Raw genomic sequence first — 23158 nt, forward strand, 5'->3', positions numbered from 1 at the left:
AGAGAAAGCGGAGAGAGTGATGTTCCGAAAAGCAATTCGGGCAGCAGCGGTGGCTTTGGGCCTGTTGACCAGCGCGGTTTCGGCGGAAGAGCCGTTTATTGTGGTGCAGTCGACCACGTCCACACAGAACTCGGGACTGTTGGAATACATTCTGCCGTGGTTCGAAGCCGATTCAGGTATCGATGTCCGTGTCGTGGCGGTTGGAACCGGTCAGGCCATTCGCAACGCCATCAACGGGGACGGGGATGTTCTTTTGGTTCACTCCAAACCGGCCGAGGAGAAATTTGTTGCTGACGGTTGGGGCGTAGAACGGAAGAATCTGATGTACAATGATTTCGTTCTGGTCGGCCCCAAGTCTGACCCTGCCGGAATTCGCGGCGGCACCGATGTGTTGGCCGCGCTGTCGAAAATCGCCGAGGCCGAAGCGCCGTTTGCATCACGCGGTGACGACAGCGGAACACACAAGGCTGAACTGGGCTATTGGTCCGCAGCCGGGCTGGACCCTGCCGAGGCTTCGGGTGCGTGGTATCGCGAGACCGGATCTGGTATGGGCGCGACGCTGAACGTGGCCAGTGGAATGGATGCCTATACGCTGACGGATCGGGCCACTTGGCTGTCGTTTGGGAACCGGGGAAATCTTGAGGTATTGGTCGAAGGGGATCCACGCCTGTTCAATCAATACGGCGTGATTCTTGTAAACCCTGACAAGCACGCGCATGTGCGGGCGACGGCCGGCCAGCGTTTCATCGACTGGCTGACGGGGCCGGACGGGCAGGAGGCGATTGCGTCGTTCAGGCTAGACGGGCAGCAGGTGTTCTTTCCGAACGCCGACTAAGCCGGCCTGTGACGGGCGTATCCTGACAAGGTAAAAGGCGGGCGAGGGGTCATCCGCTGGCACCGTTGTGGTGTATCGTGCCCAGGCCCGACAGGTCGTAGCCACCGAATTCACGGGCCCTTTGGGCAAATTGATCCGAGCGCAGCAGAGTTATCAGTTTTTGCATTGGCGGATCAAAATATGACCTGCGCCAAACCGCCAGATCCAGCCTTTCGGAATGGGTGGGGACGAAACCCAGGTTGTAAAGCCCTGCCAAAGCACCCAGCCCGAAGCCGGCCTCGGCCTTTTCGCCGTGAAGGGCGATGGCCAGTTCTTCTTCGGTGCGCGCGCAGCCGGGGGTTACGTCCAGATCGTCTCGGCTCATGCCATGGGCTTCCAGCTGGCTATCGAAGAGGTGTTGGCTGGCCGCACTGTCCTGACGCATGATCACGCGGCGCGATTTGAGATCCTTGAACGTTTTGATATCCGATATGCCCGGGGCAAGAAGGAGCCCCCGCTTGCGCCGGGCGACTTCGTACAGCACCACCGGCCCTTCGCCCAAGGCGTCTCGCAGGGATTTTTCGTTGAACCCTCCGTCTTCGTGGATGTGCAACACAGCCGCCTGTGCGCTGCGTTCGCTCAGCCGTGTCAGCCCGTCAAAGGAGCCGTCGTAATAGGTGGCAAGCCCCGATCCGCTTTCACGCAGCGCCCAATCCAGCAGGGGATCGTGGCTGCCGGCAACAATCTGTGGCAGGGGCGGTTCGGCGACCTGCGGACCGGATCGCGACGCGTTGAGCCAGGCAATGATTTCGGCCCGCGGGAACAGCAGCTTGCCCATGGCGCGTACACAGGGCACCTCGCCCGAGGCGGCAAGATCATAGGCTTTGCGCTCGCCGATGCGCAGCAGATCTGCCAGTTCGCGGGTGGTCAGGTAGTGCGACATTCAGTCGAGGCGCACGGCAGAGCCGGACGTGGCATCGGCGGCGGTGAACCCGATCCGATCCAGCACGGCAGGGGCTGCCACGGCAATGACGACCATTGCGGCGACCGCGGCAAGAAAGGCTTTCATGGTCTCCTCCAGTTCAGTTCCGGGCGCTTGTTGCGCGGCGCAGAAAAGCAATAAGATCCTGACGATCCTGAGCTTGTGTAATTCGCTGCATCGGCATCTTGGACCCTGGAATGTAATGGTCAGGCCCTTCGTCGAAAAGAGCATTTATTGTTTCGTCATTCCAAATGATATCAGAGCCTTGCAGCGTATCCGAGTACAAATATCCCGGTAACGTGCCCGCGCGTCTGCCGAAAACCCCGTGCAAGGAGGGACCTGCGCGGCGTTGGCTGTCGGGTGTCAGGCTGTGACAGATCGAGCATTTCCGCGCGAACTGACGCTCACCATTGTCCATCTCGTCGGGGTTTTGCAGAAAACTCGGCTCGGCAGAAGCCATCTGTTGCCGGTCGGACAAGGTGGTGACTGGCCAACTGTACATGGCCTCGTCAATTCCGCCCGCATGGATGTTTTCACCATCGACCGAAAAGGCCAGGGCCCAGACTGGCCCCCGCAACGTTGCGCGAAAGTCCTGCGCGATGCGCCAGTCCGAGGTATCGATGACCATGATATAGCCTTCACCATCGCCCACGGCCAGAAACCGACGATCCGGGCTGAGCGCCATGGCAAGGATCGGGCGACGATCCAGAGTGAAATCGCGTTCTTCACCGGTGGAAAGGTCCAGTATTCGGGTCACTCCATCAACAGCACCGTAAGCGATCCAGTTATCCTGTTCATTCAGGACCAGTTCGTTGATGCCGAACCCGTGTTCGATGAGCCGGGTGATCTCTTGTCCACTCCTTACGTCCCAAATGCGCAGCGATCCATCGATGCCCGCTGAATAAAGCCGTGTGCCGTCAGAAGAAAACACCACGGCGTTCACACCGCTTCCGGTCGGCCCAAGAGTTGTGGGGGCAGTTCCGTTCACGGGCCAAACCCCAATCGTTCCGTCCCAACTGGCGGTTGCGACGTGGGTCTTGGACGCTGCCAGACCCACGATCTTGCCCTGATGTCGCCCAATCACGTCACCACCGGGCCACTTGCGCAGAGTGAAGTCATCTCCGGCGGAATAGATGGCCGTGCCATTGAAGGCAACGGCGTTCACGGCGGCTTCGTGACCTTCCAGCCATTCGGGGGTCCGATCAGCCCAGAGCCCGACGGAATTGTCGAAACTGGCTGTTGCGATCCGCCCGTCCGGGGCTGTGGCGATTCCCATGATTGGGCCGCCGTGTCCCTTGAGCGTGAAGAATTCGGCCAAGGCGGGCAGAGGGATCAGCGCCAGGGCCAGAACCAGCCCCCGCATCTATTCAGCAGGCGAGGTGGCGGTCTTGCCAGCCTCTTTTTCCTGAACTTCCTCCAGCCACAAAGAGTGGTGTTCACGGGCCCATTGTTCTTCGACCTCGCCGGTGCCCATGGCGTCAAAGGCGCCCTCCATTCCAACGGAGCCGAGATAGATATGCGCCACGATGATCGCAATGAACACATAAGCAACCATCACGTGCCAGACTTGGGCATATTGCATTTCTTCCTGCGGCGACATCTGCTCCGGCAGGTTCAAGCCCATCATTTGTGGAATACCGGTCGCATTGGCGATCTGGAAGGTTTTGGCAAACAAGGGCATCTCGAATGGGAACAACAGCGACAGACCCGACAGGCTGATGGAGACGCCCAGCAGGATGCAGGCCCAGAATATGATCTTTTGTCCCGCGTTGAACTTCTTTGCCGGTGGGTGGCTGTTCTTGGTGAACAACCCGCCACCTGCGGCCAGCCATTTCAGATCGACGCGGTTGGGGATGTTATGGGCAATCCAGTTTACCGTGACGATGATCAGGCCCAGCATGAAGGCCCAAGCCAGATTGTTGTGCAACCACTTGCAGCCCTGTGCGAGGGCCGCAAAGCCCTCTTTCCCGAAAACCGGGATCAGGAAGTCGCGCCCATAAAGCGTCAGCAGGCCCGTGACGCCAAGGATCAGGAACGACCCGGCAAACAGCCAATGGCCGAACCGCTCGAATCCGTTGAAACGCGTGACCGTGCGGCCGGTTTTCTCACCATCGATGCGAATTTTGCCTCGGATCAGGAAAAATAACAGGATGATGCCCAGCATCCCGGCAACGATATAGGTGCCGTATTCGCGCAGCGGTCCGGTGCGGAAGGTCAGCCACCACATGCCGCCATCCTGAATCAGCACGCTGTCTGCCGGACCATGAGAAGACACCGTCACATCAGCCGAGCCATAGCGCAAAGCGCGATACACGTCACTGTCCGAGGCCACACCACGCGTGCCAAGCTGCCCCAGCAACCCCTCGGCATTGCCCTGACCAGTGTTCTCGGAACGATAGCTGTTGTCGACGGTTTCACCACGCTGCCGGGCGAGAATGTCTTCCAGCGTTGTCGCTCCGCCGGTCGAGGTGCGCTCATCTGCCGTGGGTTCAGAGGTCTCTTGCGCCCATGCGGCTCCGGTCAGAAAAATCGAAACCAGCAGATACTGGATCAGACGCATAGGGGTATCCTCCTGTGCAATTTCATATCAGCGGTCAAACCCGCCAATTTGCTGGTGAAAGACGGCGCCGACCGGTGCGAGCGCTTCGCGAAGATCATCCTTGGCCGGACCATACACGTCCAACCCTACTGGCGTCAGAAGGGCCAGAAACCGTTCAGCAAAACTGGCACCGAAATTCTGCATATGTATCATGGCATCTTCGGAACTGGCGTAGCGTTCATAGATATGAACAGCCGAACCGGTCATGTGCCATTCATAGCTTCTGGCGCCGGTCTCCTGCTGCGTGGCCGTGACCATTTCTGCCATAAGCGCTTCGAACTCATCCTTTTTATCCAGATCGAGGTCAAGCTTCAGCAGCCAGTAAACATCATTGGTCATGCGCGCCTCTCAAATTTGTTTGCTGTGACGTTGCAGGAAACGGATCCCCGATCACATCACTTGAAAAGCCCCCCGCAAAGGGCGGGAGGCTGCTTTGTCAAAAGCCGGATTTCAACCGTCCTTCTGGTCGTAGGCCGTGCCCCAGCCCCAGGCGCCCGAGCCGAAACCGCGCGCCACGACGCGTTCACGGTAAACTGCGGAAACCACGTCGCCGTCACCGGCGAGCAGGGCCTTGGTGGAACACATTTCGGCGCAGATGGGCAGCTTGCCCTCGGCGATCCGGTTGCGACCGTATTTGGCGAACTCTGCGGTCGAGTGCGTTTCCTCGGGGCCGCCGGCGCAGAAGGTACATTTGTCCATCTTGCCGCGCGATCCGAAGTTACCCGCCTGTGGATATTGCGGCGCGCCGAAGGGGCACGCATAGAAGCAATAGCCGCAGCCAATGCACAGGTCCTTGGAGTGCAGGACGACCCCTTCTTCGTTCTGATAGAAGCAGTCGACCGGGCACACCGCCATGCAGGGCGCATCCGAACAATGCATACAGGCGACCGAGATCGAGCGTTCGCCCGGGTTGCCGTCATTGATCGTCACCACCCTGCGGCGGTTGATGCCCCACGGCACCTCGTGTTCGTTCTTACACGCGGTTACGCAGGCGTTGCACTCGATGCAGCGTTCAGCGTCGCAGAGAAACTTTGCTCTAGCCATTTATCGTCCTCCTTACGCTGCCCAGATCTTGCAGAGAGTCGCCTTGGTCTCTTGCATCTGGGTCACTGAATCATAGCCATAGGTCTGGGCGGTGTTGGTGCTTTCACCCAGCACATAGGGGTCTGCACCTTTGGGGTATTTCTCCCTCAGGTCCTCGCCTTGGAAATGGCCGCCGAAGTGGAACGGCATGAAGGCCACGCCGGCACCGACCCTGTTGGTCAGCATCGCCATCACCTTGACCTTGCCGCCCTCGGGACCTTCGACCCAGACCTGTGATCCGTCTCGAATGCCAAGGTTGTTGGCATCGCGCGGGTTGATCTCGACGAACATGTCCTGCTGAAGCTCGGCCAGCCACGGATTCGACCGGGTTTCGTCACCGCCGCCCTCATACTCGACCAGACGACCAGACGTGAGGACTATCGGGTAATCCTTTGAAAAGTCGTTCTTTTGGATCGATGCATAAAGTGTGGGTAGGCGATAGGCCTGACGGTCCTCGTAGGTCGGATAGTCCTCTACCAGATCGCGACGCGGCGTATAAAGTGGCTCACGATGGATTGGGATCGGATCCGGGAAGGTCCAGACAACCGCACGGGCCTTTGCGTTCCCGAAGGGCGCACAGCCATGTGCGATCGCGACCCGCTGGATACCGCCGGACAGGTCGGTTTTCCAGTTGGTCTTTGGTCCGGCCACGGCGTCGATGGCCGCGCGTTCCTCGGCCGTCAGATCACCGTCCCAGCCAAGATCCATCAGCATCTGCATCGTAAACTCTGGATAGCCATCCTGAATTTCCGATCCAACGCTATAGACCCCTTCGGCCAGCAGGTTGTCACCGTCGCGTTCCACACCGAAACGGGCGCGGAAGGTCAGGCCGCCTTCGGCCACCGGTTTGGACATGTCATAAAGGTTTGGTGTCCCCGTATGACCCATCTCAGCCGTTCCCCAGCAAGGCCAAGGTAGGCCGTAATACTCACCGTCGTTGGGTCCACCGATTGCCTGCAGCGTGGTTCTGTCAAACGTGTGCTGGTTGGCCATGTGGCTTTTCAGACGTTCCGGTGACTGACCGGTATATCCGATGGTCCAGAGGCCCGAGTTGAACTCACGCGTGATGCTTTCAACATTCGGGGTTTCCGGGTCGTCCATTTCGATGTTGCGGAAGAACCGATCCGCCCAGCCAAACTTGTTGGCGAATTTGGCCATGATGACCTCGTCCGGCAGACTTTCGAACAGCGGATCGACCACCTTGTCGCGCCACTGCAACGACCGGTTCGAAGCCGTGACCGAGCCACGGGTTTCGAACTGCGTACAGGCGGGCAACAGGTAGACGCCATCGGTGCGGTCATGCAGAACGGCCGAGACGGTGGGATACGGGTCGATCACGACCAGCATGTCCAGCTTTTCCATCGCCGTCTTCATTTCCGTCATCCGGGTCTGCGAGTTGGGCGCGTGGCCCCACAGAACCATGGCGCGGACATTGTTGTCCTGATCCATGTTGGCCGGGTCTTCCAGAACACCGTCGATCCAGCGGGAAACAGGAATGCCGCGCTCGTTCTGCAGCGGTTTGTCCTTGCCGTCCTTGTCCTTGATCGCGGCGAATTGACCGGCCAGCCATTCAGGTTCTTCGCCCCAGACACGGGCCCAGTGACCCCATGCGCCTGCGGACAGGCCATAATAGCCGGGCAGGGTATGGGAAAGAACACCAAGGTCCGTTGCGCCCTGAACGTTGTCATGACCGCGGAAGATGTTGGTGCCACCACCCGAGGTTCCCATGTTGCCCAGTGCAAGCTGAAGGACGCAATACGCGCGGGTGTTGTTGTTGCCGTTGGTGTGCTGCGTTCCGCCCATGCACCAGACAACCGTTCCAGGACGGTTGTTGGCCATCGTGCGGGCAACCCGCTTCAACTGCGATCCCGGAGTGCCGGTGACACGTTCCACCTCATCCGGGTTCCACTTGGCAACTTCTTCGCGGATCTGATCCATGCCCCAGACACGGGTGCGGATGAACTCTTTGTCTTCCCAACCGTTGTCGAAGATGTGCCAGAGGATACCCCAGATCAGCGCAACGTCCGTGCCGGGCCGGAAACGGACATATTCATCCGCATGCGCCGCAGTGCGCGTAAAGCGCGGGTCGCAGACGATCAGCGGGGCGTTGTTCTGCTCTTTTGCGCGCAGAATATGCAGCAGCGACACGGGATGCGCCTCGGCCGGGTTGCCGCCGATGATGAAGATCGCCTTGCTGTTGTGCATGTCGTTGTAGCTGTTGGTCATGGCGCCGTAGCCCCATGTATTCGCAACACCCGCAACAGTGGTCGAGTGGCAGATCCGGGCCTGATGGTCCACGTTGTTCGTGCCCCAGTAGGCGGCGAACTTGCGGAACAGATAGGCCTGTTCGTTGTTGTGCTTGGCGGAACCCAGCCAGTACACGCTGTCAGGCCCGGATTCTTCGCGGATGCTCATCATGCCGTCGCCGATCTCGTTGATCGCCTCTTCCCAGCTGATGCGCTTCCACTCTCCGCCTTCCTTTTTCATCGGATATTTCAGGCGGCGCTCGCCATGGGCGTGCTCGCGAACGGCGGCACCCTTGGCGCAATGGGCGCCCAGGTTGAACGGACTGTCCCAGCCGGGCTCCTGCCCGATCCAGACGCCGTTCTGAACTTCGGCAACCACCGTGCAACCGACCGAACAATGCGTGCAGACGGACTTGATGTTCTCGACAGCCGTGTTGGCTGCGGTCTGGGCGCTGGCTGGCGTCACGGTTCCACCCGTGGCGCTGATCGCGGCAAGGCCGCCGATCGTCAGGCCCGATCCACGCAGGAATGCGCGGCGATCGACGGTTTTCTCGCCGACCTGGGACAGGATACTTGTCCGCTGGGGGCGTCTCGCAACCCCGTTGGTCTTTTTCCTAAGCATTTGTTTCCTCCCTTGCGCGCCGTGTATGCCACGGCTGGCTTGGTACTGCTGAAGCCGACGTCGGGGCCAATCGCAACCGTCAGTCGGGTGTGAAAACGTCCGATCCTAGAACCGGGTGCTTTCGATGTAGGCGCGTGTATGCGCGGTATCCTGGATGCGGGTATCGTCTGTCGGCGCTTCGGCCGCTTCGGCTTTCCCGGTCAGGCTGGCGGCGGCAACAGCAGCAGGCGCTGCGGTTCCGGCCAGTTTGAGGAAGTCGCGGCGTGTGGCGCCTTCTTCCTTGGTCTTGCTCATGGGCTCCTCCTGTCCCAATTGCGGTTTGGTGCCCACAGGGCACCGGCGATGTGCGGGCTACCCCGCTGTCATCCGGAACGCTTCGCGCTCGATCTCCATGAATACCCGACCGGCGGTGCCGACGGATGCATAGAGAACAGAGTTTTCAGCAGCTTCCAAATCCGAATAGAAATGTGCGGCCCATGGGCCGATATGTTTGCTCCAGAATGCTTTCTGGTCTTCAAGCGATGCCGGGCTGCCAAAACGCCCAACGATCATGCCTGCCATCATCTCCATCAATGAGGCGATGTTGTCCTCGGGCTCAAACACGTTCTGGGCGCGTGTGATCCCGCGCACCGCCATGTCATTGCGGAGCTGCGCCAGAGGTTTCTCGTTCAGAAAACCCGTGAGATAGAAGCTGGCATAGGGCAGCAATTCGCCCCGACCCAAACCGATGAACAATGCGTTGAATTCCCGTTCCGCGGCGGCGGGCTTGGTGACCTTTGCAACCCGCGCCATGGCTTGGATGGCCTGACCAAGATCAGTGTCATCCCCGCTAAGGCTCGCCATTTGATCCAGCAGCATCTGGTCGGGTGTACCGGCCAGCAGCAAGCCCAGAAAGTTGTAGAAATCCGCGCGCAGGCGATCCTCGGCTGAAACGTCCAGAGTGTGCGCGTCACTTGCGGTCATTCGGTCATCCTTCAAATTCAAATGTCATTCGACGTGGCGCCGGGGGAAGGTCGATTTCTTCCGGCTCGTCCGCGCGGGCGACGGAAACCGGTTCGGGCCCGGTATCGGGTTCGACCGGCTCGGCCTCGGGTTCAGCGCGCGTATCGGCTTCGCTTTCAGCAGCATCGTCTTTGGCCTCTTCCGCGTCGGCCGCCAGTGCTTCGATATGTGCCAGCATGCCCTTTCCAACCTGATAGGCGGTTTGCATGTTTTCGATCACGCAGGCCGCATCGGTGTAGTCTTCGCCGTAATCAACCAGCCCGTCGACATTGGCCAGAACCGGGTTCAGCCGCCACAGCCGACGCAAAGCCCGACGGCGCAGGCGATCAGGCACGGCCTTGGCCATGAAGCCCGAAACATCGTCGCCGGGTTGCAGGGTCTCTGGGTCGGGAAGGTTGAACTCGGCGAGGATCTCGGCGTCATCCTTTTCTTCCAGCTCCGCTTGCCGTTCTGCGATCGCCTGTTCTTCAAGGGCCAGTGCCTCGGCCTCGGCTTCGGCGTGAACGGCGGCCTTTCGGCGAGACCAGAAATCATCGGGCCGGTTCATTGCAGCGCCTTTCTCGGGGCGCGATACACGTCCGACGTCTGCCGGATACGAGCATCACCCTTGCCGTCTTCAACCAGATCTGTCCGCTTCTTGTCGCGGCGGCGCTTGACGAAAACTTCGTGCTGATGATGTTTCAGAGTAAAATCGCGAACCCAGGCAATCAGCCCTACAGTCATCGGGATCTTCTCGACAATTTCTTCACCGGTATCCGCGTAATCCTGCCCCTCGAACGGAGAGGCGGTGATCAGAACTGCATTCAGGGGAGTTTCGCCTTTCAGTTCGTCCCGCAGCACAAGGTACAGCGAAGGCTGCCCATCCGACAAATTGACCATGTAGGCTTCGGTTTCATCTGCCCAGAGCGTCAGGGGCAAGGTGGCCGCGTGATACTCGACGGCATCGCCTTCGCGGCGCAGTTCCTGCCAGTCGGCCGGCCCCGCGCCGGGTAAAAGGGCCACAGCGCGCCAGTTCCACCGGGCCCACCGTGTGACCCCGGGTGTCTTGCGCACGATGACGCCAACCGGCATTTCAGTCTGGCTTGCGGCCTTGGCCACTGGCTCCTCCCCGAAAGGCTCTCCCCTGCCTTTCCAAGTCCACTATGGTACACAAACTGGCTGTGTGCCAAGCCTAAGCTCTACGACTTTGGTCGTAGTCCAGGGTAGCAACTGCGTGAGCAGGTCCTGTGAATGCTTGTATTTCGTGGCATTTATTGCCGAAATTCAACCCTATGCAGGAAACGCGGCAAGGGGTTGAAGTTGCTTTCCCGGGGGTACAGCCTAGTGTGCATGGAACCGGGGCGGTTGCCCGAGGAGAGGATATGGCCACGAAACTACTGCTATGTGATTGCGCCGGAACACAGGCATTCGATCCGGACAAGATCGAAAGCGCCTGCGGCGTTGCCTGTTCCAGGTTGCATACCGCGCTTTGTACCGATGAGTTGCAGTCCGCCGCGGACTTGATGAAAGAAGGTGATACCGTCATCGCTTGTGCGCAAGAGCATGACGTTTTCAGGTCACTGGCCGAAGACCTGAATATCGACGTGCCCGGATTTGTCGATCTGCGCGATCGGGCCGGGTGGTCAGACCAAGGTGCGGATGCGACCCCCAAGATGGCGGCATTGGCGGCCGAGGCCGTTCTGGCGCAACCGGTAACACCCAGCGTGGATGTCTTCAGTGAAGGCACCTGTTTCATCATCGGGCCCGGTGCGGTGGCCTTTGATCTGGCAGAGCGTCTGGCGGAGTCGTTGGCAGTGACCGTCATGACGACCGATTTGTCAGAGCCCCTCTCGCGCGCCTATGACGTGGTACGGGGGCGGCTGCGTTCGGTTTCCGGTGCGCTCGGTGGGTTTTCGTTGCGTCTGGACGAGCTTCAGCAGGTCGTGCCCGGTGGGCGCGGCGCGTTTGCTTGGACCGATCCAAAGGACGGTGCGCTTTCATCGTGTGACATTGTCATCGATCTGGCAGGAGAAACGCCCTTTGTTCAGGCCCCGGACAAGCGCGAAGGCTATTTGCGGGCTGATCCCAGGGATGCGGTTTCCGTGGAGCGTCTGGCTTTTGAAGCCGCGCAATTGGTGGGGACATTCGAAAAGCCGCTTTATGTGCGCGTGGAAGAAACCCTGTGTGCCCATTCCCGGGCCGAGCAGGTGGGCTGTACCAACTGTTTGGATATCTGCCCAACCGGTGCGATTTCCCCGGCGGGCGAGCATGTGGCGATTGACCCGATGGTATGTGCAGGCTGTGGTGCTTGCGCCGCGCTGTGCCCTTCAACGGCCATAACCTACGAAGACCCACCTGTTTCGGCGCTGTTGTCGCGGATGCATATTCTGGCCCGTACCTATCGACGGGCCGGCGGCACCGCGCCTCGGTTGCTTGTACATGACGCCCACGGGGCCGAAATGATCCGGTTGGCGGCGCGTTTCGGGCGTGGATTACCTTCGGATGTGATTCCATTGGAATTGAACGTGATATCTGGCTTTGGCCATGCCGAGATGCTGGCGGCTCTGGCGCATGGGTTCGCGCGGGTGGTTGTGCTGTTGGCGCCGACGACTGAACGCGAGGCGTTGAACCGGGAGCTTGAATTGGCACATGCCATTGCTGGCCCCGAGGGTATAGGCCTGATTGACGAAACAGACCCCGATGCGATGTCCGATCTGCTGTACGGGCAGGCGGTGCCCCGGCCTTTGTCCGATCCGGTCTTGCCTATGGGCAATCGCCGGCAAATCGCGCGGCTGGCAGCACAGGCGCTGAACCCGCAGGCTGAATCGCCTTTGCCGCTGCCTGAAAATGCGCCTTACGGGGCAGTTGCAGTGAATACCGACAGCTGCACCCTGTGCCTCAGCTGTGTGTCGCTGTGCCCATCCGGTGCGTTGATCGACAATCCGGATATGCCGCAATTGAACTTCCAACAAGACGCCTGTCTGCAATGCGGGATGTGCAAGACCATATGCCCCGAGGATGCGATCACGCTTGTTCCACAACTTGATCTCAGCGATGCGGCCCTGTCACAGCAGGTTCTGAACGAAGAAGAACCTTTTGCCTGCGTGGAATGCGGGGCATTGTTCGGCGTGAAGTCCACGGTTGAGCGGATCATGGAGAAGCTGTCGGGCACGCATCCGATGTTCGCGACGTCGGATCAGGCGCGGATGATCCAGATGTGTGACAATTGCCGGGTGAACGTGCAGTTCCAACAGCAAGACAATCCTTTCCAGTCAAAGCCCAAGCCTCGGGTCGTCACGACCGAGGATTACTATTCAGGCAGAAAGGATCACTGAAGTTTCAGAGGTGCACCCAGATCCGCAGCGTCGATGCGCGATACGAACGCCAGGATCGCGTCAAGATCGTCCAATGTCATCTCAACCGGGTGAATAGGAGACGGGCGTTCGGGATCGAAAGGCGGTGTCAGACCGTCGATCTGTGTGAATGCGGGGTGGGGGTTCAGGGCGAAAAACGCTTCGAATCGCTGCGACCAGTCGGGCATTGCGCGCAGAACGGCGAAAGAGGGCGTCGACCCCAGGCCATTCATGCGGTTCCTTGGCCCGATGACATGACAACGCCCGCAATGGGTCATCGAAAGTTCTTCGCCAAGTTGGGTGTCGCCCTCGACGATGTCACCGGACTCAACCACGGCAATATCAAAATTGGCAGAGTAGGGCCCTCCGTCTGCCGGGGCAAAGCTTTCCACCGTGCGCTTGCCGATATCCGACTTCAGCCATTCAAGAAAACGGGCCTGGCGGTCACTGTCTTCGATACGCAGGTGATAGATCACACCGTCGCGGGCAAAGACCGGATCACCGGGCGGCGCGGTTTCCAGCGCCATGACCCCGGCGTCGTCTGCAATAACACGGATCCCGGTCTTGAGAGAGAAGCGAGGAAGGATATGTTGCAACAGGCCAGAGTCTTTAACCTCTGCCGGGGCCGCAAGGCCAATCGCCTCTTGTGACCAAGAGGGGGTGGCAGAGAGCGTCAGGCTCAGGCACAAGAGGACAAAGCGCATGGCTCAACGTAACTTCGCGGGGCGGGATGCGTCAAATGTACAGACAAAGACGGAGACACGTGCAATGAGCGGCGAGTCGATACGCACGCCCCTGTCAGCAGGGCGGATCAAGGGGAACAAGCATGAGTGTTCGTGACGCGGTTCTGGCGAACCTGAAAAAGATCACCGACCCGGTATCCGGGCAGGACATCGTAAGCGCAGGCATCGTGCGCGCCTTGAATGTGGAAGGCGACACGGTACGCTTCGTGCTTGAGGTCGATCCGAAATATGCGGAAAAGATGGAACCCGTCCGCGCCACGGCTGAAAAGGCCGCTCAGATGGTGGAAGGCGTGGCAAATGTTTCGGCCTTGATGACCGCGCATTCCGACAAGGCACCGCCGGATCTGAAACCGAAACCCAAGCCATCGCAAACCGGGCCGCAGGCAGTGCCGGGTGTGGATCGGATCATCGCCGTTGCCTCCGGCAAGGGTGGGGTTGGCAAATCCACCGTTTCGGCCAACCTTGCCTGCGCATTGGCTGCGGAAGGCCGGCGTGTAGGTCTGCTGGATGCGGATGTTTACGGGCCGTCGCAACCCCGGATGTTGGGTGTCTCGGGCCGTCCGGCCAGCCCTGACGGCAAGACAATCCTGCCGCTGCGCAACCACGGGGTCACCATGATGTCGATGGGTTTGATGACCAACGAAGGTCAGGCGGTTGTCTGGCGCGGGCCGATGCTGATGGGTGCGCTGCAACAAATGATGAGCCAGGTGCAATGGGGCGCGCTGGATGTTCTGATCGTCGATCTGCCGCCCGGCACCGGTGACGTGCAACTGACGCTGAGCCAGAAGTTCCAGGTGGATGGTGCCATTGTCGTTTCAACGCCGCAGGACGTGGCCCTGATTGATGCCCGCAAAGGGATCGACATGTTCAACCAGCTCAAGACACCCATTGTCGGGATGATCGAAAACATGTCCACGCATATCTGTTCGAACTGTGGACACGAAGAACATGTTTTCGGTCATGGTGGTGTCAAGTCCGAGGCAGAGGCGCTGGGCGTGCCATTGTTGGGAGAAATCCCCTTGCATCTGGACATCCGCGTCGCCGCTGACGGGGGCGCGCCCATCGTTGTCAGCAAACCTGACAGCCCGCAAGCCGAGGCATTCCGCAAGATCGCCCGTGACATGATCGCCAAAGGCAACGCATGAGCCAGCCGGTTTTCCCACCCTTGCTGACGGGCCACCCGGTTCAGGGTGGGGAAGACCCGTTCGAGCGCGCGCAGGCCATGGCTGCGCTAGGCTGTGATGCGGGGACGGTTGTCTACAATATTCAGGCGGATTTCCTGCGCGTGGCAATTGTTTTTGCCCCCGAGGTACCGTTGCAGGATGCCGTGGCGATGCTGCCGCTTTGTGCTGTGGGATTCCAGAACGCGCTGGGTGCTTTGGCCCCGCCAGAGGTTGCGGTGCATCTGGGTTGGGATGGTCTGATTTGCGTGAACGGCGCGCGGTGCGGCCGGTTTCGCGCGGCTGCGTCAACATCAATGCCCGAAGAAGAGCCGGACTGGCTGATCGTCGGTTGGGAGCTGACGCTGTTGCAAACCAGTGATGCGCCGGGTGAAACCCCTGATATCACCGCGCTGTACGATGAAGGCTGTGCCGAGGTTTCTGCAACGCAGTTGGTGGAAAGCTGGTCACGACACATGTTGACCTGGCTCAACCGTTGGCAGGAGGATGGCAACGCGTCCTTGCACGCCGAATGGATGGGCCTGCTGCGCGGCGTGGGCGAACCGCTGATCGACGGTGGCGTATTCCTTGGAACGGATGAACGTTTCGGGATGCTGATCCGCGATGGGGTCGATACGTATCTGCGCCCACTAACTGCCTTGTTGGAGAACCGAGAATGAAACTGGCCCGTGCGATCCATTTCGACGAAAGCGACATGAACGTGTTTCACTCCCCGGCGCGCACCGGAGAGTGGTGCGTTTCGGGCGGGTTTGAGTTTTCCAACTGGGGGCAGGGCGATCTTGAAGGCAAGGCTCGACAGGCATTTGCGAACGGTTGGCTGGGGTTGGAAACCTTTGGCCGGGTAACTTTTGTGGCCGTGACGCAGATCGAAGCCGCAGAGAAAAACCAGATCACGCGTGATCTGGCCGAACATTTTGTGCAGTTCTATGGCGCACCTTCGGTCGAGGCCGCATTGGGCGTTGCGCAAGCTGAAATCGACCACATGTCAGAGTTGTGCGAAGACCATACGGCCAACACGCTGTTGACCGTCGCAAGGCAATTGACCGACACAGGCGTGCACGAAGCTTTTCGGGTCATCACTCCGCAGGACGCGGAGCTGGAGGCGTTGGCGGTTCACGGGTCGTTGGACGATTAGATCAGGTCGACAAACCCGCCGAACTGCCCGCGTTTGAAGATCAGCCCTTTGCCGGTGCGATACATGACCTGTTCCACCTGACCCACGATGATCAGATGATCCCCGGCGTCATGACGGGCATGAAGGCGGCAATCGAACCGGGCCAGACACTGGGCGAGATGCGGACGCCCGGCCTCATCCTCGGTCCAGTCCGCATGTGAGAAATCCGCCCCATCGCGTGCAAACCGCAACGCCTGTTCCTGCTGATCCTGCGCCATGACGTGGATCGAATAGAGATCACAGGTACTGAACGTATCGAATCGGAATGATTCCTTGGCCAGACACCACAGGACCAGTGGCGGCTCCAATGAGACCGAGGCAAATGAATTCACCGTAATGGCACGCGGGCCCTTGTCGGATTGCGCGGTAATTACCGTGACGCCGGTGCCAAAGCATCCCAGCGCTTCCCGAAAGGCGGGGCTTTGATCCGGGGTCGGTGTAAAGGTCTTTTCGGTCATTGCGCGCTTAATCCTTGGCCGCGCATCAGGTGCCATGCGCCGCCCGGATTGTCCATGAAAAGCTGACTGCCGGGTGCAATTTATGCCGTCAGTTCAGATCTTCCAGCAAACGACCATGTTTGCGGGTTTCCATGATCACCTCTCCAAAAGTCGTCAAGCCACGGGCTTGCAGGATCGGCAGCATCTTGACCAATGCCTCGGCCGTGGCGACCGCATCGCCAAGTGCGGTATGGCGCAACGTTTCGGGGATCGTGATTTCCAACCGTTCACACAAGGCATCGAGTGTGTGCGTGTCGCTTGCCCCGAACAGCACCGCAGACAGCAAGACCGTGTCGAGTATCGGATGATCCCATTCAACACCTATCCGATCGGCATGGCGGCGCAGGAACGCCATGTCGAACGGGGCGTTATGCGCCACGATCACCGCGTCACGCGAAAACTGATGGAATACGCGCCCGGCTTCGGCAATTTCGGGCGCGCCCTGAACCATGCGATCGCTGATCTTGTGTACCTTGGTCGAGGCAGGTGGAATTGGAATGCCGGGATCAACCAGCATGTCCAGATGCTCACCCTGAACGATTTTGCCGTTCAGAACGCGTACTGCGCCGATCTGCACGATCTCATCCTTGTGTGGCAGCAAACCGGTTGTTTCCGTGTCGAAGACCACGAAGCACAGGTCCGACAGGGGGCGGTTCTCGAACGCATCATCCCCCGGCGTATTGAGAAGTTCGAAATCATAGACCAGCGGGCGGGCATCATCTGGTGACATTTGCGCTGCGCTGTCTTCGAAGACCAGCATATACCCGGGTGCATCCCCCAAAGGTTTCATCCGGGCGGAATATGTCTGCCGCCCATCCACGCTGGACAGGGTGCAATAGACGTCCTTTCCGGTTTTGCACATCTTGGCATAAGCGTCTGTCAGGCCGGTGGCTTCGAGATATTCGAAAAGAGAGGCGTTCAGACGAGGATGCGCGATCTGGGCGAGAACCTCGGCGGCCTGCCCATCGTACAGAACGATCTGGTGCTTCGGACTGGCCAGCAGCATGGCCACGGGGATCTCGGTCAACAGGGCGGTCAGGCGTTGTTTTTCTGCGGCCAGATGCGCGGTTTCGGCGGCCACGGCCTCGGCTGTGCGCATGGCGTTCGAGGCGAGTTGTTCCGCCAATCCCGCCGCAGCCGGGGCAAGATCGCCCAGATAACGCGCGGCCTGCATGTCCAGGTCGGTGCTTACACCGGCATGTGCACGGGCACGCAGCTGGGCGGAAAGCCGTTCGATCGGTTTGGCGACGTTGTCGTCAAACAGCAGCCAAACACCTGCAACCAGTGCCAGCAATCCAAATCCGATCAGGATTTCAGCAAAGACGAAATCATTCAAAAGATCAGGATTTCCCGCGCGGGAATAGGTGATCCAGAGAGCGGTGGCACTTATCGCAACCCCTCCAAAAGCAAGGAGGCAGAAGAACAGAAAAATCCTGAGCCTCAAACTCAATCCGGTCAGCATGATCACACCCCGCAAGTGGCTGCGATGACGGGGTCATTGGCTCCGGCTGCAATCCAGTCAGCGTTCACCAGACGCCCGTCCTCGGCAAATTCGGCACCATCCGCCAGGTTGGCGCGGCGGTTTTCTGCACAGTTCACGGCCACCGGCAGTTTCGAAACCGGAGCCCAGCGGCCAAAGAAGTAAAGATCGACAAGCCGTTGTTCCGGAACGTTTTCATTTGTCCGCACAGATACGGTGTCGATTGCGGCAAACCGGTCAACGAACGGCACCGCGTAGGTCCAGGGACGATAAAACGCGCGGCTTTCGACCTCTTGCACGATGGTCATCTCTTCCGGCAGTTGGTCGCGCGTGCGATCGTACCAGGAATATTCGCTGTTGATGGTCATCGCGATCATTCCAAGACCGGCCGCAACCGGCGTTGTCCATTTTGGCAAACGCCCTCCGGTCAGCTTGTTCAGCAGAAGAACGATGCCGGCACATGCGACCCCTGCGAAAATCGTGCCGATCAGTTCCAGAAACATGTGGTCTCTCCGTTGGTCAGTCGCATGTCAGCCCAGCATTCCCTTGCCGTGGCCAACTGCCGATTGCATCGTTTTTACCACCACGAAAGCATCACGCAGATGACTTCGCTCAAAGTCCGACAATTCAGACGGTGGCAGGTAGTTGTCGGGCATCGCTCCGGATTTAACCAGCCGCACCTGATGCTCCAGCCGGGTTTCAGCGATCAGATCATAGGCGTCCAGCAAGTCACGCGCACCAGAAGGGCTGAGCACGCCACTGGCCTCGGCTGCTTTCAGGCGGGCGCGGGTGTTGGCTTCGGTCAGTTCGCCTTGCAGTGCGTAGATGCGCGCCAGATCGACGACGGGCACAACTCCGTTGTGTTTCAGATCCAGCGTATTGCGATGCTCGCCCGAGCGGATCGTCGCGAAACCGCGCAGCAGGCCCAGGGGGGGCGTGTGCTTCAGCGAGTTCGAAATCATGTGTGCGACGAAGATCGAGTTTGCCCTGGCCACTGCCAGAGTGTCCGCTTGCAGATCGCCAAACAACTCAAATGCACCGCCGATGGGGCGCAGGTCGAACATGACCGAGGCCAGCATTTGCGCCTCGGGGTTTGGCTTGGCAATCCAGCCTTTGAAATAGTCGCGCCAGACACGAACCGGCTGGCACCAGCGCGGATTGGTCGCCATCATGTCGCCGGGGCAGTAGAAGTACCCGCAGACGTCCAGCCCGTCAGAGACGAATTTGGCCAGTTTGGTGAAATAGGACATATCGGCGTCGGTGACGCTATCGTCCAGCATCAGGCAATTGTCCTGATCCGATACGCCGGTTTGTTCTTGCCGTCCCTGTGAGCCGCAGGCCAGCCACAAATAGGATACAGGCGGCGGCCCCAGTTCAGATTCGGCCAATTTCAGCAGGCGGCGGGTAACCGTGTCTGCAATATCGGTGATCAGCCGCGTGACGATCTCGTGCCGGTTCCCGCCGGCAACCAACTGAACCAGCAACTGCGGAATTTCCGCCGTCACCCTCGCCATCTCTTCGGCACTGTCAGCCTTTGCGATCCGACCAACCAATTCGGCCGAGTTGACGGCCTGATAGTGGGTCAGATCGGTCTGCGTCACGATCCCGACCAGACGACCGCCTTCGGAAACCGGGATGTGGCCAATGCCGCGCTCCATCATGATATGCAGAACGTCCGAGCCGATATCGCTGGGCGACAGGGTTACGGGATTTGCAGTCATGATTTCGGAAATCCGTGTGGTTTCGGGCAACCCGTTGGCAACATATTTGCCCGAAATGTCCCGCAGGGTGGCGATACCTTTCAACTTCTCTCCATCTGTCACGCATAGCGACGAGATGTGTTTGTCGCGCATGATCTGTGCCGCTTCCTGGACTGTCGTTTCCGCAGGGCAGGTGGCGGGATCGCGCGCCATCAAAACGTCAATCGAACTGGTCGCAAGGCTTTGCGGGCCACTGCGATCTCCACGGGTTCGATTGAAGAATTTGGCAACGACGTCGTGGTTGTCGATCAAACTGCGCACCAAATCCGGTGGCAGAACCATCAGGACCGACGGCGTATGAGCACGGGCTTTGGTGGCGGCTTTGCCGTCTTTCAGCAGGCCCCTCTCGCCGAAGGAGTTGCGCAGCCCCAGATGAGAGACGATGGCCCCGTTCTCATCGGTAATCTCAACCTGTCCTTCGTAGATCAAGAAAACCCCGGGCAACTTGTGACCCAGCTCATAGACAGAAGCGTCCTTCTCAACTTCCCATACCTCGATCTGTTTGACGATCTGATCCAGGGCGTCGGAAGGCAACACGTCATAGGGGTGAACGGATTTCAGAAACCGGGCAATTTCATCATGGGACAGGGGCATGTGTTGTCTCCGGTGTTCTGGTTAAAAAATCCCGCCCAGTGGTGTGCCGGGCGGGAACAGTGGATCGAAAGACGCGGTCGAAGGCAAGAACCAACGACCGCATCAAGCTCACTTATTCTGAGCTGCGCCCGCACCACGGGGAATGCGCACGCTTTCGACCAATTCAACGATCTCCGGCGGAGTCTCTTTGGTCATTCCGGCGACGACGTAAGCGACGCCGAAGTTGATCATTGCACCGATGGCGCCGAACGAGGTCGACTTGATCGGACCCAGCAGCGGATCAGCATCAGTGAACGAGTTGGTGCCCGGAATGAACAGCCAGCCCTTGTGCAGGAAGATGTAAACCAGGGTTACGATCAGACCAGCCAGCATACCTGCGACGGCACCGGTGTTGTTGATGCGGGTCGAGAAAATCCCCATCATCAGCGCCGGGAAGATCGAGGCAGCCGCCAGACCAAAGGCCAAGGCCACGGTTTGCGCAGCAAATCCCGGTGGGTTCAGACCCAGATAGGTTGCAACGACGATGGCCACAGCCATTGCGATACGAGCGGCCAGCAGTTCTCCTTTTTCAGAGATTTGCGGGTTGATCGCGCCTTTGACAAGGTCGTGGGACACCGCCGACGAGATCGCCAGCAACAGGCCCGCAGCGGTCGACAGAGCAGCTGCAAGACCACCGGCAGCGACCAGACCGATCACCCAACCCGGCAGGTTGGCGATCTCGGGGTTGGCCAGAACCAGGATGTCGCGGTTGAACTTGGTCAGCTCGTTACCGACCCAGCCTTTTTCTTCCGCAAGTGCCTGCATGTCGGCATTTTGGTCATTGTAGTACTGGATCTTGCCGTCGCCGTTCTTGTCTTCCCAGTCCAGCAGACCAGTTTTCTGCCACGTCTGCATCCAGTCATAGCGTGGATCGTTGTCGATATCCTCGACGGAAACGGCACCACCTTCGATGCCACCGTTGGGCCACATCATGTCGGTGATGTTCAGACGCGCCATTGCGCCAACCGCTGGGGCGGTCAGATACAGCAGCGCGATGAAGACCAGCGTCCAGCCAGCGGACCAGCGGGCGTCAGACACCTTAGGCACGGTGAAGAAGCGCATGATCACGTGCGGCAGACCGGCAGTACCGATCATCAGCGACAGCGTGAACAGCACCATGTTCAGCGTGTTCGAATGATGCGCTGTATACTCGGCAAAGCCCAGCTCGGTCACGATCGCGTCCAGCTTGGTCAGCAGAGGCTCACCGCTGGCGGTATCGCTGAACAGACCCAGCGCCGGAACCGGCGTACCGGTCAACTGCAGCGAGATGAAGATCGCCGGGATGGTGTAGGCGGTGATCAGCACGCAGTACTGAGCGACCTGAGTATAGGTCACGCCTTTCATCCCACCGAACACCGCGTAGGCAAACACCACACAGGCACCGATCAGCAGACCGGAGGTGTTCGACACCTCAAGAAAGCGGCCGAAGGCCACGCCCACGCCGGTCATCTGACCGATAACGTAAGTCACCGAAGCAACGATCAGACAGATCACAGCAACGATACGTGCGGTCTGGCTGTAGAAACGGTCGCCGATGAATTCCGAGACGGTGTATTTGCCGAACTTACGCAGATAGGGCGCAAGTAGCAGAGCCAGCAGCACGTAACCGCCGGTCCAACCCATCAGGAAAGTCGAGTTGTCATAGCCGGTAAAGGCGATCAGGCCCGCCATCGAGATGAACGAGGCCGCAGACATCCAGTCTGCCGCTGTCGCCATACCGTTGGTGACCGGGTGAACGCCGCGACCGGCGGCGTAGAATTCCGATGTGGACCCCGCGCGGGCCCAGATCGCGATGCCGATGTACAGCGCAAATGACGCGCCGACAAACAGCAGGTTGATGGTAAACTGGTCCATGCTGCTTACTCCTCGTCCACGCCGAATTCAGCGTCCAGCTTGTTCATGCGCCAGGCGTAGTTGAAGATCAGCACCAGAAAGACCAGGATCGATCCCTGCTGAGCGAACCAAAAGCCCAGATCGGTGCCGCCAACGGCGATGCCGGACAGCAATGGACGCAGCAGAATGCCGAATCCAAAAGACACCAGCGCCCAGATCACGAGGCTGATGTAGATGAGACGCAGGTTCGCCTGCCAATAGCCTTTGTCGGCTTCGGCAGTCTGCGCGGAGTTTGTTGATTGATCCGCCATTGCGGGTTCCTCCTTCGCTTCCTCGTTGGACGGCCCGATGCCCACATCCTCCAGTGCGTCGGGCCGCTTCTCACTTGCGCCAGACGCCATGTGACGTCAGGCAAAACTCCTCCAGTCCGCCAAAGCGGTCTTTTGAAGTATTCTGTTTGGGATCAGAGCCTTGCGGCCCTAAATCCACCCCCTATTTCATGACTTTGCTAACGATCCCTTCAAGGCCATTGGCAATGTCTTCGATCCTGCCCATGGCGTTTGTACGCTTCAGCACGCCCTGACCGTCATAGTAGGCGATCAGTGGTGCCGTCTGCGCGTGGTACGCTGCAAGGCGCGAGGCCACCGTTTCGGCATTGTCGTCGGCGCGGCGCTTGAATTCGGTATGGCCACACTTGTCGCATTTGCCTTCTACGGCAGGCTTCTTGAACTGGTCATGGAAGCCTTCACCACAGCCGGCGCAGGTGTAGCGGCCCGAAATGCGGGTCACCATTTCTGCGTCTTCCACCTCGAGGCTGATTGCGGCGTTGATCTTCTGGTTGTTCGATGCCAGCAGGCTGTCCAGCGCTTCGGCCTGAACCGTCGTGCGCGGGAAACCGTCCAGAATGACGCCCTTGGCGCAATCCGGCTGTGCCATGCGGTCGCGCAGGATGGCAATAACGATCTCGTCGCTGACCAGGTCGCCGGCTTCCATAACGGCTTTTGCCGCTTTGCCGGCTTCGGTTCCGGCCGCGACCGCTTCGCGCAGCAGGTCACCGGTGCTGAGTTGTACAAGTCCGAATTTCTCTTCCAGCATCCGGGCCTGTGTGCCCTTCCCGGCACCCGGAGGGCCGAGAAGGATGAGAACGGCGGGCGTGGTGATCGTGGCAGCGTCCATC

24 protein-coding genes are annotated in these 23158 nt (G+C 59.4%); 5 read left to right on the forward strand and 19 right to left on the reverse strand.

Annotated features, from left to right (window positions below; all coding sequences use genetic code 11):
* Positions 1-19 precede the first annotated feature (19 nt).
* Positions 20-835, forward strand: a complete 816-nt coding sequence (locus tag GS614_RS00225; protein WP_171116389.1) for a substrate-binding domain-containing protein — start codon at positions 20-22, stop codon at positions 833-835.
* A gap of 49 nt (positions 836-884) precedes the next feature.
* Here GS614_RS00225 and GS614_RS00230 read toward each other — a convergent pair whose 3' ends face one another.
* The 11 genes from GS614_RS00230 to GS614_RS00275 form a co-directional block, all read right to left on the reverse strand.
* Positions 885-1757 carry a helix-turn-helix transcriptional regulator gene (locus GS614_RS00230; RefSeq protein ID WP_171725235.1) on the reverse strand — a complete coding sequence of 291 codons (873 nt, stop codon included), beginning with the start codon at positions 1755-1757 and terminating at the stop codon, positions 885-887.
* Positions 1758-1883 carry a hypothetical protein gene (locus GS614_RS22325; RefSeq protein WP_256367494.1) on the reverse strand — a complete coding sequence of 42 codons (126 nt, stop codon included), beginning with the start codon at positions 1881-1883 and terminating at the stop codon, positions 1758-1760. It abuts the gene before it with no gap.
* Between the two features lie 13 nt (positions 1884-1896).
* A complete protein-coding gene (locus GS614_RS00235; RefSeq protein WP_171725236.1) occupies positions 1897-3159 on the reverse strand; it encodes a c-type cytochrome in 1263 nt (420 codons plus the stop codon).
* A complete protein-coding gene (locus GS614_RS00240) occupies positions 3160-4356 on the reverse strand; it encodes a formate dehydrogenase subunit gamma (protein WP_171168539.1) in 1197 nt (398 codons plus the stop codon).
* Positions 4357-4383: 27 nt separating this feature from the next.
* Positions 4384-4734, reverse strand: coding sequence for a putative quinol monooxygenase (locus GS614_RS00245; protein WP_171168537.1), 351 nt, complete (start codon positions 4732-4734; stop codon positions 4384-4386).
* 111 nt (positions 4735-4845) lie between these two features.
* Positions 4846-5439, reverse strand: coding sequence for a formate dehydrogenase FDH3 subunit beta (fdh3B, locus tag GS614_RS00250; protein WP_010439472.1), 594 nt, complete (start codon positions 5437-5439; stop codon positions 4846-4848).
* Between the two features lie 12 nt (positions 5440-5451).
* The gene (locus tag GS614_RS00255; protein WP_171725237.1) at positions 5452-8346 is read right to left on the reverse strand and encodes a formate dehydrogenase subunit alpha; all 2895 of its coding nucleotides are present in this window, start codon (positions 8344-8346) and stop codon (positions 5452-5454) included.
* Between the two features lie 105 nt (positions 8347-8451).
* A complete protein-coding gene (locus tag GS614_RS00260; protein WP_171116379.1) occupies positions 8452-8640 on the reverse strand; it encodes a ubiquinol-cytochrome c reductase iron-sulfur subunit N-terminal domain-containing protein in 189 nt (62 codons plus the stop codon).
* Between the two features lie 57 nt (positions 8641-8697).
* Complete coding sequence (locus GS614_RS00265; RefSeq protein WP_171725238.1) at positions 8698-9309, reverse strand: molecular chaperone; 612 nt, start codon at positions 9307-9309, stop codon at positions 8698-8700.
* Positions 9310-9313: 4 nt separating this feature from the next.
* Positions 9314-9895 (reverse strand): DUF3306 domain-containing protein, encoded by a 582-nt coding sequence (locus GS614_RS00270; protein WP_171168535.1) that lies wholly within the window; start codon positions 9893-9895, stop codon positions 9314-9316.
* Positions 9892-10446, reverse strand: coding sequence for a DUF3305 domain-containing protein (locus tag GS614_RS00275; protein WP_171204594.1), 555 nt, complete (start codon positions 10444-10446; stop codon positions 9892-9894). Before GS614_RS00275 ends, GS614_RS00270 begins: the two co-directional genes overlap by 4 nt.
* A 263-nt stretch (positions 10447-10709) precedes the next feature.
* Between GS614_RS00275 and GS614_RS00280 the strand changes: the two genes are divergently transcribed.
* Entirely contained in the window at positions 10710-12662 is a 1953-nt protein-coding gene (locus GS614_RS00280; RefSeq protein ID WP_171725239.1) for a 4Fe-4S binding protein, read from the forward strand.
* Here GS614_RS00280 and GS614_RS00285 read toward each other — a convergent pair.
* Positions 12656-13384, reverse strand: coding sequence for a hypothetical protein (locus tag GS614_RS00285; RefSeq protein WP_171725240.1), 729 nt, complete (start codon positions 13382-13384; stop codon positions 12656-12658). The two genes, GS614_RS00280 and GS614_RS00285, sit on opposite strands and share 7 nt — an antisense overlap.
* A gap of 122 nt (positions 13385-13506) precedes the next feature.
* On the opposite strand from GS614_RS00285, the gene GS614_RS00290 reads away from it, so the two are divergent.
* Genes GS614_RS00290 through GS614_RS00300 form a run of 3 tightly spaced genes read left to right on the forward strand, consistent with a single transcriptional unit; the run spans position 13507 to position 15739 of the window.
* Positions 13507-14568: an Mrp/NBP35 family ATP-binding protein gene (locus tag GS614_RS00290; protein WP_152457717.1), complete on the forward strand. Its 1062-nt coding sequence runs from the start codon at positions 13507-13509 to the stop codon at positions 14566-14568.
* Positions 14565-15263, forward strand: coding sequence for a biotin/lipoate--protein ligase family protein (locus GS614_RS00295; RefSeq protein WP_171725241.1), 699 nt, complete (start codon positions 14565-14567; stop codon positions 15261-15263). The genes GS614_RS00290 and GS614_RS00295 overlap by 4 nt, the downstream gene beginning before the upstream one ends.
* Positions 15260-15739: a DUF6505 family protein gene (locus GS614_RS00300; protein ID WP_171725242.1), complete on the forward strand. Its 480-nt coding sequence runs from the start codon at positions 15260-15262 to the stop codon at positions 15737-15739. The genes GS614_RS00295 and GS614_RS00300 overlap by 4 nt, the downstream gene beginning before the upstream one ends.
* Here GS614_RS00300 and GS614_RS00305 read toward each other — a convergent pair.
* The 7 genes from GS614_RS00305 to GS614_RS00335 all read right to left on the reverse strand — a co-directional run bounded on the left by GS614_RS00305 (position 15736) and on the right by GS614_RS00335 (position 23157).
* Positions 15736-16236: a flavin reductase family protein gene (locus GS614_RS00305; protein ID WP_171725243.1), complete on the reverse strand. Its 501-nt coding sequence runs from the start codon at positions 16234-16236 to the stop codon at positions 15736-15738. The genes GS614_RS00300 and GS614_RS00305 overlap by 4 nt on opposite strands.
* 88 nt (positions 16237-16324) lie before the next feature.
* Complete coding sequence (locus GS614_RS00310; RefSeq protein WP_171725244.1) at positions 16325-17737, reverse strand: 3'-5' exonuclease; 1413 nt, start codon at positions 17735-17737, stop codon at positions 16325-16327.
* A gap of 2 nt (positions 17738-17739) precedes the next feature.
* Entirely contained in the window at positions 17740-18258 is a 519-nt protein-coding gene (locus GS614_RS00315) for a hypothetical protein (RefSeq protein WP_171725245.1), read from the reverse strand.
* A 27-nt stretch (positions 18259-18285) separates the two neighbouring features.
* On the reverse strand, positions 18286-20109 hold the full coding sequence (locus tag GS614_RS00320; RefSeq protein ID WP_171725246.1) for a putative nucleotidyltransferase substrate binding domain-containing protein: 1824 nt from the start codon (positions 20107-20109) through the stop codon (positions 18286-18288).
* A gap of 108 nt (positions 20110-20217) precedes the next feature.
* Entirely contained in the window at positions 20218-22002 is a 1785-nt protein-coding gene (locus tag GS614_RS00325; RefSeq protein WP_171116353.1) for a sodium:solute symporter family protein, read from the reverse strand.
* A gap of 5 nt (positions 22003-22007) precedes the next feature.
* Entirely contained in the window at positions 22008-22292 is a 285-nt protein-coding gene (locus GS614_RS00330; RefSeq protein ID WP_171116351.1) for a DUF4212 domain-containing protein, read from the reverse strand.
* A gap of 181 nt (positions 22293-22473) precedes the next feature.
* A complete protein-coding gene (locus GS614_RS00335; protein ID WP_171725909.1) occupies positions 22474-23157 on the reverse strand; it encodes an adenylate kinase in 684 nt (227 codons plus the stop codon).
* Position 23158: the final 1 nt, after the last annotated feature.

Origin of the sequence: Ruegeria sp. HKCCD6604, from assembly GCF_013110635.1 — a bacterium.
Classification (GTDB): domain Bacteria; phylum Pseudomonadota; class Alphaproteobacteria; order Rhodobacterales; family Rhodobacteraceae; genus Ruegeria.

Bases quoted from the DNA above. Each gene is read 5' to 3' on its own strand.
- GS614_RS00225 (WP_171116389.1), top strand. From the start codon at position 20: ATGTTCCGAAAAGCAATTCGGGCAGCAGCGGTGGCTTTGGGCCTGTTG.
- GS614_RS00230 (WP_171725235.1), bottom strand. From the start codon at position 1,757: ATGTCGCACTACCTGACCACCCGCGAACTGGCAGATCTGCTGCGCATC.
- GS614_RS22325 (WP_256367494.1), bottom strand. From the start codon at position 1,883: ATGAAAGCCTTTCTTGCCGCGGTCGCCGCAATGGTCGTCATTGCCGTG.
- GS614_RS00235 (WP_171725236.1), bottom strand. From the start codon at position 3,159: ATGCGGGGGCTGGTTCTGGCCCTGGCGCTGATCCCTCTGCCCGCCTTG.
- GS614_RS00240 (WP_171168539.1), bottom strand. From the start codon at position 4,356: ATGCGTCTGATCCAGTATCTGCTGGTTTCGATTTTTCTGACCGGAGCC.
- GS614_RS00245 (WP_171168537.1), bottom strand. From the start codon at position 4,734: ATGACCAATGATGTTTACTGGCTGCTGAAGCTTGACCTCGATCTGGAT.
- fdh3B (WP_010439472.1), bottom strand. From the start codon at position 5,439: ATGGCTAGAGCAAAGTTTCTCTGCGACGCTGAACGCTGCATCGAGTGC.
- GS614_RS00255 (WP_171725237.1), bottom strand. From the start codon at position 8,346: ATGCTTAGGAAAAAGACCAACGGGGTTGCGAGACGCCCCCAGCGGACA.
- GS614_RS00260 (WP_171116379.1), bottom strand. From the start codon at position 8,640: ATGAGCAAGACCAAGGAAGAAGGCGCCACACGCCGCGACTTCCTCAAA.
- GS614_RS00265 (WP_171725238.1), bottom strand. From the start codon at position 9,309: ATGACCGCAAGTGACGCGCACACTCTGGACGTTTCAGCCGAGGATCGC.
- GS614_RS00270 (WP_171168535.1), bottom strand. From the start codon at position 9,895: ATGAACCGGCCCGATGATTTCTGGTCTCGCCGAAAGGCCGCCGTTCAC.
- GS614_RS00280 (WP_171725239.1), top strand. From the start codon at position 10,710: ATGGCCACGAAACTACTGCTATGTGATTGCGCCGGAACACAGGCATTC.
- GS614_RS00285 (WP_171725240.1), bottom strand. From the start codon at position 13,384: ATGCGCTTTGTCCTCTTGTGCCTGAGCCTGACGCTCTCTGCCACCCCC.
- GS614_RS00290 (WP_152457717.1), top strand. From the start codon at position 13,507: ATGAGTGTTCGTGACGCGGTTCTGGCGAACCTGAAAAAGATCACCGAC.
- GS614_RS00295 (WP_171725241.1), top strand. From the start codon at position 14,565: ATGAGCCAGCCGGTTTTCCCACCCTTGCTGACGGGCCACCCGGTTCAG.
- GS614_RS00300 (WP_171725242.1), top strand. From the start codon at position 15,260: ATGAAACTGGCCCGTGCGATCCATTTCGACGAAAGCGACATGAACGTG.
- GS614_RS00305 (WP_171725243.1), bottom strand. From the start codon at position 16,236: ATGACCGAAAAGACCTTTACACCGACCCCGGATCAAAGCCCCGCCTTT.
- GS614_RS00310 (WP_171725244.1), bottom strand. From the start codon at position 17,737: ATGCTGACCGGATTGAGTTTGAGGCTCAGGATTTTTCTGTTCTTCTGC.
- GS614_RS00315 (WP_171725245.1), bottom strand. From the start codon at position 18,258: ATGTTTCTGGAACTGATCGGCACGATTTTCGCAGGGGTCGCATGTGCC.
- GS614_RS00320 (WP_171725246.1), bottom strand. From the start codon at position 20,109: ATGCCCCTGTCCCATGATGAAATTGCCCGGTTTCTGAAATCCGTTCAC.
- GS614_RS00325 (WP_171116353.1), bottom strand. From the start codon at position 22,002: ATGGACCAGTTTACCATCAACCTGCTGTTTGTCGGCGCGTCATTTGCG.
- GS614_RS00330 (WP_171116351.1), bottom strand. From the start codon at position 22,292: ATGGCGGATCAATCAACAAACTCCGCGCAGACTGCCGAAGCCGACAAA.
- GS614_RS00335 (WP_171725909.1), bottom strand. From the start codon at position 23,157: ATGGACGCTGCCACGATCACCACGCCCGCCGTTCTCATCCTTCTCGGC.